General features: G+C 62.1%; 13 protein-coding genes. 5 read left to right on the forward strand and 8 right to left on the reverse strand.

Annotation, left to right across the window (positions count from 1 at the left end; translation table 11 throughout):
• Positions 1–58 precede the first annotated feature (58 nt).
• The 3 genes from ANTHELSMS3_RS01260 (at position 59) to pdeM (ending at position 3,669) form a co-directional block, all read left to right on the forward strand.
• Positions 59–2,497, forward strand: a complete 2,439-nt coding sequence (locus ANTHELSMS3_RS01260; protein ID WP_094033295.1) for a ligase-associated DNA damage response DEXH box helicase — start codon at positions 59–61, stop codon at positions 2,495–2,497.
• 189 nt (positions 2,498–2,686) lie between these two features.
• A complete protein-coding gene (locus ANTHELSMS3_RS01265; protein ID WP_157733374.1) occupies positions 2,687–2,923 on the forward strand; it encodes a hypothetical protein in 237 nt (78 codons plus the stop codon).
• 50 nt (positions 2,924–2,973) lie between these two features.
• A complete protein-coding gene (pdeM, locus tag ANTHELSMS3_RS01270; protein WP_094033297.1) occupies positions 2,974–3,669 on the forward strand; it encodes a ligase-associated DNA damage response endonuclease PdeM in 696 nt (231 codons plus the stop codon).
• Here pdeM and ANTHELSMS3_RS01275 read toward each other — a convergent pair.
• Positions 3,666–3,935, reverse strand: coding sequence for a hypothetical protein (locus tag ANTHELSMS3_RS01275; protein WP_094033298.1), 270 nt, complete (start codon positions 3,933–3,935; stop codon positions 3,666–3,668). The two genes, pdeM and ANTHELSMS3_RS01275, sit on opposite strands and share 4 nt — an antisense overlap.
• An 84-nt stretch (positions 3,936–4,019) precedes the next feature.
• Here ANTHELSMS3_RS01275 and ANTHELSMS3_RS01280 point away from each other — a divergent pair, with 84 nt between their 5' ends.
• Positions 4,020–4,508: a PaaI family thioesterase gene (locus ANTHELSMS3_RS01280; protein WP_368074428.1), complete on the forward strand. Its 489-nt coding sequence runs from the start codon at positions 4,020–4,022 to the stop codon at positions 4,506–4,508.
• On the opposite strand, the gene ANTHELSMS3_RS01285 is transcribed toward ANTHELSMS3_RS01280, so the two are convergent.
• From ANTHELSMS3_RS01285 to ANTHELSMS3_RS01295, 3 genes are all read right to left on the reverse strand, one after another.
• Positions 4,505–5,392: an NAD-dependent epimerase/dehydratase family protein gene (locus tag ANTHELSMS3_RS01285; protein WP_094036848.1), complete on the reverse strand. Its 888-nt coding sequence runs from the start codon at positions 5,390–5,392 to the stop codon at positions 4,505–4,507. The two genes, ANTHELSMS3_RS01280 and ANTHELSMS3_RS01285, sit on opposite strands and share 4 nt — an antisense overlap.
• Before the next feature lie 264 nt (positions 5,393–5,656).
• The gene (locus ANTHELSMS3_RS01290) at positions 5,657–6,154 is read right to left on the reverse strand and encodes a DUF1097 domain-containing protein (RefSeq protein WP_157733375.1); all 498 of its coding nucleotides are present in this window, start codon (positions 6,152–6,154) and stop codon (positions 5,657–5,659) included.
• Between the two features lie 216 nt (positions 6,155–6,370).
• On the reverse strand, positions 6,371–6,727 hold the full coding sequence (locus ANTHELSMS3_RS01295) for a VOC family protein (RefSeq protein WP_094033300.1): 357 nt from the start codon (positions 6,725–6,727) through the stop codon (positions 6,371–6,373).
• Between the two features lie 161 nt (positions 6,728–6,888).
• Here ANTHELSMS3_RS01295 and ANTHELSMS3_RS01300 point away from each other — a divergent pair, with 161 nt between their 5' ends.
• Entirely contained in the window at positions 6,889–7,587 is a 699-nt protein-coding gene (locus tag ANTHELSMS3_RS01300) for a helix-turn-helix transcriptional regulator (protein ID WP_094033301.1), read from the forward strand.
• Between the two features lie 112 nt (positions 7,588–7,699).
• On the opposite strand, the gene folD is transcribed toward ANTHELSMS3_RS01300, so the two are convergent.
• The 4 genes from folD to ANTHELSMS3_RS01320 form a co-directional block, all read right to left on the reverse strand.
• Positions 7,700–8,602 (reverse strand): bifunctional methylenetetrahydrofolate dehydrogenase/methenyltetrahydrofolate cyclohydrolase FolD, encoded by a 903-nt coding sequence (gene folD / locus ANTHELSMS3_RS01305; RefSeq protein WP_094033302.1) that lies wholly within the window; start codon positions 8,600–8,602, stop codon positions 7,700–7,702.
• Entirely contained in the window at positions 8,599–8,913 is a 315-nt protein-coding gene (locus tag ANTHELSMS3_RS01310) for a chorismate mutase (RefSeq protein ID WP_254694817.1), read from the reverse strand. Before ANTHELSMS3_RS01310 ends, folD begins: the two co-directional genes overlap by 4 nt.
• A 100-nt stretch (positions 8,914–9,013) precedes the next feature.
• On the reverse strand, positions 9,014–10,690 hold the full coding sequence (locus ANTHELSMS3_RS01315) for a formate--tetrahydrofolate ligase (RefSeq protein WP_094033303.1): 1,677 nt from the start codon (positions 10,688–10,690) through the stop codon (positions 9,014–9,016).
• Between the two features lie 239 nt (positions 10,691–10,929).
• Positions 10,930–11,514: an MOSC domain-containing protein gene (locus tag ANTHELSMS3_RS01320; protein WP_094033304.1), complete on the reverse strand. Its 585-nt coding sequence runs from the start codon at positions 11,512–11,514 to the stop codon at positions 10,930–10,932.
• Between the last annotated feature and the right edge of the window lies 1 nt (position 11,515).

An 11,515-nucleotide genomic window follows, 5' to 3' on the forward strand; every position in this document is an offset into this window, starting at 1 on the left:
AACCCCTTCCCCGCGATGTCCTGTTTTGCTTTTGCTGCTGCCGGGTTACGTCTCGGCTATGACAAGGCTCCCCGACGCTCTGCAGCACTGGTTCCACGCGCGCGGCTGGCAGGTCCACCCGCACCAACGCGCCATGCTGGACCGCGCCGATGCCCCCTGCCTGATGCTGATCGCGCCCACCGGCGGGGGCAAGACGCTGGCCGGGTTCCTGCCCACCCTGTCCGAACTGGCCGAAGACCCGCGCCCCGGCCTGCACACCCTCTATATCTCGCCGCTCAAGGCGCTGGCCGCCGACATCCGGCGCAACCTGCTCATCCCGATCGAAGAAGCAAACCTTCCGATCCGTGTCGAGGACCGCACGGGCGACACCCCCGCCAGCCGCAAGAAACGCCAGCGCGCCGACCCGCCGCATATCCTGCTGACCACCCCCGAAAGCCTAGCCCTGCTCACCTCATACGAGGACGCGCCGCGCATGTTCGCGGGCCTGCAACGGGTGGTGGTCGATGAAATCCACGCGCTGGCCGAATCCAAACGCGGCGACCAGCTGATGCTGGCGCTCGCGCGGCTGCAAACGCTCCGCCCCGACCTGCGCCGCGTCGGTCTGTCGGCCACCGTCGAAGACCCAGAGGCCATCGCCCACCTACTGGCCCACGGCGTTCAACCCTGTGACATCCTGCAAGCAGACCCCGGCCCCGATCCCGACATTTCCATGCTGATCACCGATGAGGCACCCCCCTGGGCCGGTGGCGGGGCAAAGTACTCCATCCCCGCCGTGCTGGAACAGGTCAAACAGCACCGCACCACGCTGATCTTTCACAACACCCGCGCGCAGGCGGAAATCTACTTCAACAACCTGTGGCTCGCCAACGAGGACTCGCTGCCCATCGGCATCCACCACGGCTCGCTCGACCGGGGCCAGCGGGAAAAGGTCGAACAGGCCATGGTCGCTGGCCACCTGCGCGCCATCGTCTGCACCGGGTCGCTGGACCTTGGCATTGACTGGGGCGACGTGGACCTTGTGATCCAGGTCGGCGCGCCGAAGAACGTCAAACGGCTGGTGCAGCGCATCGGCCGCGCCAACCACCGCTACAACGCGCCGTCCAAGGCGATCCTTGTCCCCGCCAACCGGTTTGAGGTGGTCGAGTGTCTGGCCGCGCTGGAGGCGGTCAAGGCACACGATCTGGATGGCGAGCCACGCGGCCCCGGCCCCCGCGACGTGCTCTGTCAGCATATCCTGATCGCCGCCGCCTCTGGCCCCTTCGACGCCGATGACCTTTTCACGGAAATGCAGGGCGCAGGCCCCTATGCCGGGCTGACCCGCGCGCAATTCGACGCCTGCCTCGATTTCTGCGCCACCGGCGGCTACGCCCTGCGCGCCTACGACCAGTGGAAACGCCTGCAACAGCGCCCCGACGGTCTCTGGCAATTGCGCGATCCCCGGTCCGCCGTCCGCATCCGCCAGAACATCGGCACGATTCAGGACACCGACACGCTCAAGGTGAAATGGCGCGGGCGCGGCGGCAAGCCGCTGGGAGAGGTCGAAGAGGGCTTTGCCGCCAGCCTCACCAAGGGCGATACCTTCCTGATCGGCGGCCAGATCGTCCGTTACGAAGGGCTGCGCGAACTGGTGGTCGAGGTGTCACGCGACCCCGGCCGCAAGCCCAAGATCGCCACCTTCATGGGCACCAAGTTTTCCACCTCCACGCAACTCTCTGACCGCATCCTGCGCCTGTTTCAGCAGGACGACTGGCCGAACTTGCCGCCCCACACGGCCCAGTGGCTGCGCCTGCAACGACAGGTCTCGCGCCTGCCGGAACCGGGCCGCCTGCTGATCGAAAGCTTTCCGCACGACGGACGCCAGCAACTGGTGGTCTACGGCTTTGCCGGCCGCAACGCGCAGCAGACGCTGGGCCTCCTCCTGACCAAGCGGATGGAGGAGATGGGGCTTGCGCCGATGGGCTTTGTCGCCACCGATTACGCCACGCTGATCTGGGGGCTGGACGCGGTCACGGACCCCGCGCCGCTGTTCGATCTGGAGGCGTTGGAAAACGGCCTCGATGGCTGGCTGGCGGGCAACGCCGTGATGAAACGCACCTTTCGCGCCAGTGCCACCATCGCGGGGCTGATCGAACGGCAGGTGGGCGGCCAGCGCAAGACCGGGCGGCAGGCCACCATGTCGTCGGACATCCTCTACGACACGCTGCTGAAATACGACCCCGATCACCTGCTTATGCAGATCACCCGCGAAGAGGCGATGCGCGGGCTGGTGGACTTTGCCCGCATCCGCGAAATGAGCGAGCGCGTCGGCGACCGCATCGACCATCTGCGTCTCAGCCGCGTCACCCCGCTTGCCGCGCCGCTGTTCCTTGAGGCGGGGCGCGTGCCGGTGAGTGGCTCGGCGGACGAACGGCTGATGGAAGAGGAGGTCACCCGCCTGCTGAATGAAAGCGGTCTGGCGCAGGTCGAAACCAAACCCGCATGGCGCGTGCCGTGGTAGGCTGCGAGCCTCACAACGCACCTACCCGATTGGACAAATTCCTATGCCATTGGACCGGGGATCATCCGTCCGTGACCGGAGATCAAAAGCCGTTTTTGGTTAGAAACGTCGCTAGTCCACCCGGTCCACACTGATCCTCGATATGGACCGCATTCATCGGCACCGCCTGAAACCCAGAAAGTGAACGCCATGTCTGGTCCCCTTGTCAAACCGAGCCACGCAGACTCTCCCTGCACCATGAGCATCCTCACCATCGTGGCGCTCAGCGCTCTGTGTTTCAGCACTCTGACGATCGCGTTGTGGGTCTCGGGCATTGACCTGAAATGGGCGCTGTTGCTGGGATGGCTAGGTGGCGGCGCCGCGACTTGCGCCTTGACCATCTTGCTGACCGCTGTCCTGTCTCTCTTCGCACCGCGAAACGACTGACCCCGCCACAGCCTCTTGCGGCCCGTCAGAGGGCGTGGCAGGAACAAGCCATGAACACCCACACCTTCACCTTCCACGGCGCATCCCTCATCGCCCTGCCTTCGGGGGCGTTGCATTGGCCAGAAACCGGCCTTCTGGTGGTGTCAGACCTGCATCTGGGGAAATCCGCACGACTGTCGGCGGTGGGTGGCGCGCAACTGCCGCCCTATGAAACGCGCGAGACCCTGCAACGGCTGGACGGGGATCTGGCCGCCACCGGGGCAACCCGCGTGATTTGCCTTGGCGACAGCTTTGATGCGCCGGGCATCGACGCCCATCTGCCAGAGGACGATCTGCTCTGGATCGCGCGACTACAGGCGGGGCGCGACTGGACATGGATCGCGGGCAACCATGACCCCGCGCCCGTCACGTTGGATGGTGCACACCGGGCCGAACATCGCGACGGCCCGCTGACCTTTCGCCACATCGCCACGCCGGACGGCACCGCCGAAATCTCGGGCCACTACCACCCCAAGGCGCGCCTTGCCGCGCGTGGGCGCAGCTTGACCCGGCCCTGTTTCCTGCTGGACGCGAACCGCCTGATCCTGCCCGCCTATGGCGCGTTCACGGGCGGGCTGTACTGCGACAGCCCGGTGCTCTGCGCGCTTATGGACCCCGGCGCGCAGGCCATCCTGACCGGCCCGCGCCCCGTCGCCATTCCGATGCCTCGCAGGGCTACGACCGGCCGCAATCCGCGTCAAACCTAGCTGCGGGTGCCGCGCCACAGGACGGCGGGCGCCACCGCCAACCCCGCCACGCCGATCCAGGATGTCCGCGTCATCGGTTGCCCCAGACCATAGGTCAACAGGCCCACACCCGCCGGGGCAACACACACCAGAACCAGCCCGACGGCGCTTGCAAAGACCTGTCGCCGTGCCCAGTTCGGGGCCGTTTCACGATGGTGCAGGGCGCGTGCCCAAACATACAGGGCCACCGCTGCGACAATCACCACAGCGCCTTCAAGGATATACATAATCACGTCTCCGACTGTACCTGACACCCGGACGGCGTCGCAACAATCAGGCGGCTTCCTGTCTGGGTGCTGTGGGATATTGGTATGCCACTACGTCAATGCAAGAGCCGCTTGCATACGACCCGCAAGATGGGCAACGCTGGGCGCATGACCGATATGGAAACCCGCATCAGGGACAGCTTTGACCGGCAGGGGATGCTTGTCACCCTCGGCGCAACACTGCTGCACGTCGCCCCCGGCGCGGTTGAGATCGCCGTACCGATCGGGCCGCAGGTGTCCCAACAACAGGGCCTTGCCCACGGCGGGCTGGCCTTTACCATCGGCGACAGCGCAGCGGGCTATTCCGCCCTGACCCTGCTGGATGCCGACAGCGAGGTTGTCACCTCGGAAATGGCGATCCACTACCTTGCGCCGGGCAGCGGCCAGCGCCTGATCGCGCGCGGGTCAGTCATCAAACCGGGCAAGCGGATGCTGGTCACACAGGCCGATGTCTACGCCGAGGATCAGGGCAAGGAACGCCACATCGCCCGGCTGACCGGGACGATGGTCCGCGTTCCCGCCCAACGCCCCTAGCCCAGCACGTCGCGCCAGCTATGCTGTGGTTGATAGCCCAGCATCCGCTTGGCCTTGGCATTGGAAAAGAACGTCTCGGTCTCGCCAATCTCGCCCTTCACCGGGACGCCCTGATAATACCGCTCGATCAGCTCGGCAGAACTCAACGCCACCGAATGATCGTCGTTCGAGACGTTGAACACCTCATAGCCCAACCCGTCTGTCTGCAGGCAACACTCCACCATCTGCCCCAGATCGCGCGCGTCGATATAGGCAAAGATATTGCGCCTCCGCAGGTCCGGATCATCCATATAGGCCGGAAAGTTCTGAGCGTATTCATGCGGCTCGATCACGTTGTTGATCCGCAGCCCGTAGATATCGAACCCCGTCCGCGCCTGAAAAGACCGCGCCGTCACCTCGTTACAGACCTTGGACATGGCATAGCTGTCCTCGGGCACCGTCGGGTGCTCCTCGTCAATCGGCAGATAGTCCGGCTTGCGCTCACCATCCGCGAAACAGACGGCATAGGTCGTCTCGGACGAGGCAAAGATCACCTTCTTCACGCCAAATTTCACCGCCGCGTCGATCACGTTATAGGTGCCCATCGTGTTCACCCGATAACATTCATTGTCCGTGGTGATCAGGATGCGCGGCACGGCGGCGAAATGCACAACCGCGTCGAATGTCGGCACGCCTGTGCCCGGCTCCAACTCATCAAGACCCGCTAGGCTGCTCATCACATCATACATCTGGCCCGCGTCGGTGATATCCGCGATGCGGTTGTCGACGCCCGGCAGATCCAGCGGCACCCGGTCCACGTTCAGCACCCGGTGCCCCTGCTCCAGCAGATAGGCCACCACATGCCGCCCCGCCTTGCCCGAGCCCCCGGTAAACAGAATACGCATGGTCAAACTCCTCCCCTTTTGACGCGCAACATGCCGTGCCGATCCGCGAAAGGCCAGCAGGCGGGCATCCATGGGCAAACCCGCGCGGCACACGGCATCCTGGCAACTGCATTCTCAAGCGGTCTGAAAAACAGCTTTTCGTTTCGCGCCGCACCGGAAACAGTCTGATAGGGATGTGTTCGTGAAAAATGAATTGGCATCCGGACAATCGAAATTACCTGCCAATTCCGGATGGGCCCCGACCAAAGACCGGGGCCCGGCAATTCAGGCAGTCTTGGTCGACATCGCACCGGCAATTTTTTCCGATACGAAGCCGAATATATTCCCAAGGATCAGCGAAATCAGAACAATAGAGGCCGCATTTCCCATTGCGGCCACATCGCCAATCGCAACCCCGGACAAGAGGCTAAAGGCCGCCGTCGATGCATAGCCGTAAACGCCAGCAGGAATAGTGTTGAGCATGGTCGAATGTGCGCCAAGAACCAGCACAACAACAGAAATCCCAATAATGATTGAGGTAACAACAGTTGTGCCTCCAACTGTTCCAACAACAAACAGCGTAACTGCGGCGACGGCAACGCCCCAGACATGGTTGATAGCGGATTTCGTCAACCCATCCGTTCCGCCACCCGAGTGATAGAAACTGCCCCAGCCAATAAAGAGCGCCCAAACTTGCAGTCCAAAGGTTGTACCAAGGCAAAGATAGGTCGCTACGGCGGCAAGAGCTCCGATAGAAATTGCGAGTGCTGTGATGATATTCATGTTGCGTCCCTCCCAAGACAAACGGCAGTCCTCATGCCTGATTGGCACCTGACTGGCCCGGGAGACTTTAATTGGAGTCTGGAATACACCAATCCGACCAAGGTCCATGCGACTTTGGTGTCTATTTCGCAAAGAACACCAAATAGAATCATGGGTCGGCGGTGCTTACTATAATCTCTCTGGCGTCCGTATTTCTAAGACCGATAAATACAACTGTTAGTCAGAAAAACACAGCTTGTTGCCGTCAAGATCCCGCACATAGGCAGAAAACCGTGGCCCACGCTGGCCCGGCGCGCCCTCACAGGTGCCGCCCAGATCAATGGCGAGCGCATGAAACCTTTTCACGTCATCAGCGTCTCCGACACAAAAGCCAACCATCGTTCCGTTGCCGTGGGTCGCGGGTTGTTCGTCAAATGGGATCGCCGTGGCAAACGCAAAATCCTCGACCAGCCAGTAGGTCATTCTGTCCGTGGGGGAAAAACCGCTGACGCCCAACGGCGCGAACAGGCCGTCATAGAATGTCTTGGCAGCGGCCATGTCGTTGGTGCCGACAACACTATAGTTCATCTTCATATTCAAATCTCCGTTGCGCCGATGTCCTGCCGTTTCGATCGGCCCCCCTGACGGTTGGCTTGGAACAGGTGGCAGGACGTCATCCTGATATTGAAATATATGACAGTTTATGTCCTATTTCTTGCATGGCACGAACCAACGCGAACGGCAGGCTGCGACGGATGGAATTGCTGGCCGTTCAGCTACAGCAAGAGGCGCATTGCACGATCTCGGATCTGGCGGCGCAGTTCGGTGTCAGCGCCCGCACCATTGCACGCGATCTGTCGCTGATGCGGGATCAGGGCATGTTGATAGACGCTGATCGCGGGCGCGGCGGCGGCGTGCGGCTGGACAGCAACTGGGGCGTCGGTCGGATGAACCTGTCCTATTCAGAGGCGGTCGACCTGCTGATCAGCATCGCGGTGGCCGAGCGGATGAACTCTCCGATGTTTCTGGCGAACCTCGGATCGGTCAGGCGGCAGTTGGTTGCCTCATTTTCACCTGAGAAACGCAACCGGGTGAACCGGCTGAACTCCCGCATCCTGATCGGCGTCACCGCCTCGACCTACGTTCAGGCCAGCGTCGCATCGCCGCCCGCACGGGTTGTCCAGACGCTGCACCGCGCTTTTGTCGATCAAGAGAGGCTGGACATCACCTATCGGCGCGAGGATGGCCAGACATCCCGGCGCAGCATCGACCCGCATTATCTCTTGCTGAAGTACCCGGTTTGGTACGTCGTCGCGTTTGACCATCTGCGGCAAGAGCCACGCACGTTTCGCTGTGACAGACTCTTGGCGGCCACAGGCACGGACACCCCGTTTCGCCTGCGGCCCAAGGCCGAATTCGGCGCCTCCCTTGTTGGCGACGATCTGTTGGTCTGAGCGCCGGGTGGGTGCCATCCAGAGGCGCTCAAACGTTACCCAAACGTAAAAACGCCTCTGTAACCCATTGATTTTACACAGGCCAAAACCTGTCCACGCGTGGACACCCTGATCAGGCGGTCAATCCTTCAGGCTCTTCCAACCCATTGGCCCGACAGCAGGCCGTCACCGTATTGGCCAGAAGGCAGGCAATTGTCATGGGCCCCACTCCGCCCGGCACAGGTGTGATCGCCCCGGCCACCTCAGCGCAGCTTTCATAATGGGCATCCCCCACCAGCCGGGTCTTTCCCTCACCTTTCTCGGGCGCATCAATGCGGTTGATGCCCACATCGATCACCGTCGCCCCCGGCTTGATCCAATCGCCCGGCACCATCTCTGGCCGCCCCACGGCAGCGACCACAATATCCGCACGACGCACCACTTCGGGCAGGTCTTTTGTCCGCGAATGAGCGATCGTCACGGTACAGCTATCGCCGAGCAAAAGCTGCGCCATCGGCTTGCCCACGATGTTGGACCGCCCGATCACCACCGCATCCATGCCCGACAGGCTCCCGTGATGATCCCGCAGCATCATCAGGCACCCCAGAGGCGTGCAGGGCACCATCGACTTCTGCCCGGTCCCCAACAGACCCACGTTGGAAATGTGGAAGCCGTCCACATCTTTGGCGGGATCGATAGCATTGATCACCAGATCCTCATCCAAATGCTTCGGCAGCGGCAACTGCACCAGAATGCCATGCACCGCCGGGTCCTTGTTCAGCGTGTCGATCAGCGTCAGCAGATCCGCCTCGGATGTGTCGATGTCCAGCTTGTGCTCATAAGAGTTCATGCCGACCTCAACGGTCATCTTGCCCTTGGACCGGACATACACCTGCGAGGCCGGATCCTCGCCGACCAGCACCACGGCCAACCCCGGCGTGATGCCGTTCTGTTCCTTCAGGCGGGACACATGTACCGCCACCTTTTCCCGGACCGTGGCTGCGAAGGCCTTGCCATCAATGATCGTTGCACTCATCCATCTATTCCTTCTTTGCCGATCACCCGCTCTTCGCGTGCAATCACAGCCTCGATCATGATCCGCCACATGGCCTCGGCCAATTCCGGGTCCAACCCCTGCGACAGGGCTTTGCCACGCACATTGTCCAGCACCGCCTCAATCCGCCTAGGGGCCCGCGCAGCGATACCTTCACGCGCCTTCAGATCCGGGGCGCGGTCCGTATAGCGCTCACGCTCGGCCAAAAGCTCCACTACGGCGCTGTCGATCTCGTCGATGCAAACCCGCAGGTCCGCCATGGTCTTGATGGTTTCGGGGGCAGGACGCGCCATAAAGTTTCCTCTTCGCCGTCTAGTCCTGCCCGCCCTAGCCGATAACCCACCCGGCATGCAACGCGCCGCCCTCCCCGATGCCCCGGAGAGGGCCAAACTCTTAGAACAAGCCTTCGATCAGGCCGTCTTCGTTCAGGTGGATCGATTCCGCCGCAGGTGTGCGGGGCAGGCCCGGCATGGTCATGATCTCACCGCAGACCACAACGATAAACCCTGCCCCGGCGGAAATGCGCACTTCGCGCACCGGGATGTCAAAGCCGGTCGGCGCACCGCGCATGGTAGGATCGGTGGTGAAAGAATACTGCGTCTTGGCAAGACAGACCGGCAGATGACCGTACCCCTGATCTTCCCAGTCCTTCAGTTGCGCGCGGATCTTGTTGTCCATCACCACACTGTCGGCGCGGTAGATCTCCTTGCAGACGGTTTCGATCTTGTCCGCCAGAGACATGTCATCGCCATAGAGCGGGTGATAGTCCGCCTCACCGGACTCACATAGTTCGACCACCTTTTTGGCGGTCTCGGTGATGCCCTCGCCTCCGAATTCCCAATGCTTGTTCAGAATCGCCTCGACGCCCAGAGACGCGCAGAAATCCATGACCGCCTGCACCTCGGCGTCGGTGTCAGTGACAAAGTGGTTGATCCCAACCACCGCCGGCACGCCGAACTTCTTCATGTTCTCGATATGACGGCCAAGGTTCGGGCAACCATCCTTGACGGCCTGTACGTTCTCCGCGCCAAGGTCGGCCTTGGCCACACCGCCGTTCATCTTCATCGCGCGCACCGTAGCCACGATCACCACCGCATCGGGGCGCAAACCGGCCTTGCGACACTTGATGTCCATAAACTTCTCGGCACCCAGATCGGCGCCAAAGCCCGCCTCTGTCACCACATAGTCGGCCAGCTTCAGCGCAGTCGACGTGGCGATGACAGAGTTGCAGCCATGCGCGATGTTGGCGAAGGGACCGCCATGCACAAAGGCCGGGTTGTTTTCCAGCGTCTGCACAAGGTTCGGCTGCATCGCGTCCTTCAACAACACGGTCATTGCACCTTCGGCCTTGATGTCGCGACAAAAGACCGGTGATTTGTCGCGGCGATAGGCCACGATCATGTCGCCCAGTCGCTGTTCCAGATCCTTGAGGTTTTTCGCAAGGCAGAGGATCGCCATGACCTCGGAGGCCACAGTGATGTCAAACCCGCCTTCACGCGGAAAGCCATTGGCCACGCCACCCAGCGACAGCGCCACATTGCGCAGTGCGCGGTCGTTCATGTCGACCACTCGGCGCCACGCAACGCGGCGCAGGTCGATGTCACATTCGTTGCCCCAATAGATGTGGTTGTCGATCATCGCCGACAGCAGAGAATGGGCCGATGTGATGGCGTGGAAGTCGCCCGTGAAGTGGAGGTTCATGTCCTCCATCGGCACGACCTGCGCCTTACCGCCGCCGGCAGCGCCGCCCTTCATGCCAAAGTTCGGTCCAAGCGAGGCTTCGCGAATGCAGATCATCGCGTTTTTGCCGATCTTGTTCAGACCATCGCCCAGACCCACAGTGGTTGTGGTCTTGCCTTCGCCCGCCGGTGTCGGGTTGATCGCGGTCACAAGGATCAGCTTGCCATCCTTGCGGTCCTGCACGCTGTCGATGAAGGGCTGGCTGATCTTGGCCTTGTCGTGGCCATACGGCAGCAGGTGTTCCGTCGGGATGCCAAGGCGATCACCGATTTCCTGAATCGGCTTCTTGTTGGCCTCGCGGGCGATTTCGATGTCGGACTTGAATGCCATTCTGCTGCGCTTCCTGTTGGGGGGCGGTGATTACTCTTGCCAAGGCATACAGAGGCATGCCCCGCACTGGGAAAGCGAATCCGACATAATCCGGCCGTGTTGCGGCGCAGACGGTTCACACCATGCTCAAATCGCCGCCCATCGGAAACGCCAGCCGCAATTCCGCTGTTGCGGGCGCGGCTTGGAGGGCGGGCCGCTGGCCGCGCAGCGGTCAGTCGGGGCGACCGGAAAGCAGCGCCTTAGGCGGGCTGCCAGCCACGTTGGTCGGGGATGTGCAGACGCAGCACGTCGCCCAAGGCCACGCGCCCCTCACGCGCGACTGAGGCGGTGATGCCACGGCGCCCATTCGCGGCAGGTTTGAAACCTTTGCCAAGGCCCGGCGCGACTTTGTCGATGCTCTTGGCCGGGAACTGACAGGGGCGGTTCTGCATGTCCACCGTCAAGGTCGCACCCGACGGGGCCTGCAACCGCGACGAAGGCGGTAGAAAACTGAAATCCGGCAACCCGCTAAGGACCATGGACGCGCCAAGTCGCGCGGGATCAATCCTGTCCAGACCCATCTGGGCGGCGATCTCTGACAGTTCCTCGGCGCTGATGATGCTCAACTGGCGTTCATTGCGGATTCGGGTGCCGGGCGAATATTGGGATTTAACCCGTGAACACGATTCCCGCGTCGCGCCGCCGTGGACAGATCCGGCAACCCCCTCAAACGTCAGATCCACAGCCGCAAGCACTTCGGCCAGCAGTTCAGCGCGGTCGTCATTTGTGACGACGCCAAGCCATGTCACGGTGGCTGTGTAGTCGGTGGGTTTCAAGGCAGGCATG

Source organism: Antarctobacter heliothermus (genome assembly GCF_002237555.1).
Lineage (GTDB): Bacteria > Pseudomonadota > Alphaproteobacteria > Rhodobacterales > Rhodobacteraceae > Antarctobacter > Antarctobacter heliothermus_B.

Bases quoted from the DNA above. Each gene is read 5' to 3' on its own strand.
- ANTHELSMS3_RS01260 (WP_094033295.1), top strand. From the start codon at position 59: ATGACAAGGCTCCCCGACGCTCTGCAGCACTGGTTCCACGCGCGCGGC.
- ANTHELSMS3_RS01265 (WP_157733374.1), top strand. From the start codon at position 2,687: ATGTCTGGTCCCCTTGTCAAACCGAGCCACGCAGACTCTCCCTGCACC.
- pdeM (WP_094033297.1), top strand. From the start codon at position 2,974: ATGAACACCCACACCTTCACCTTCCACGGCGCATCCCTCATCGCCCTG.
- ANTHELSMS3_RS01275 (WP_094033298.1), bottom strand. From the start codon at position 3,935: ATGTATATCCTTGAAGGCGCTGTGGTGATTGTCGCAGCGGTGGCCCTG.
- ANTHELSMS3_RS01280 (WP_368074428.1), top strand. From the start codon at position 4,020: ATGCCACTACGTCAATGCAAGAGCCGCTTGCATACGACCCGCAAGATG.
- ANTHELSMS3_RS01285 (WP_094036848.1), bottom strand. From the start codon at position 5,392: ATGCGTATTCTGTTTACCGGGGGCTCGGGCAAGGCGGGGCGGCATGTG.
- ANTHELSMS3_RS01290 (WP_157733375.1), bottom strand. From the start codon at position 6,154: ATGAATATCATCACAGCACTCGCAATTTCTATCGGAGCTCTTGCCGCC.
- ANTHELSMS3_RS01295 (WP_094033300.1), bottom strand. From the start codon at position 6,727: ATGAAGATGAACTATAGTGTTGTCGGCACCAACGACATGGCCGCTGCC.
- ANTHELSMS3_RS01300 (WP_094033301.1), top strand. From the start codon at position 6,889: ATGGAATTGCTGGCCGTTCAGCTACAGCAAGAGGCGCATTGCACGATC.
- folD (WP_094033302.1), bottom strand. From the start codon at position 8,602: ATGAGTGCAACGATCATTGATGGCAAGGCCTTCGCAGCCACGGTCCGG.
- ANTHELSMS3_RS01310 (WP_254694817.1), bottom strand. From the start codon at position 8,913: ATGGCGCGTCCTGCCCCCGAAACCATCAAGACCATGGCGGACCTGCGG.
- ANTHELSMS3_RS01315 (WP_094033303.1), bottom strand. From the start codon at position 10,690: ATGGCATTCAAGTCCGACATCGAAATCGCCCGCGAGGCCAACAAGAAG.
- ANTHELSMS3_RS01320 (WP_094033304.1), bottom strand. From the start codon at position 11,514: ATGCCTGCCTTGAAACCCACCGACTACACAGCCACCGTGACATGGCTT.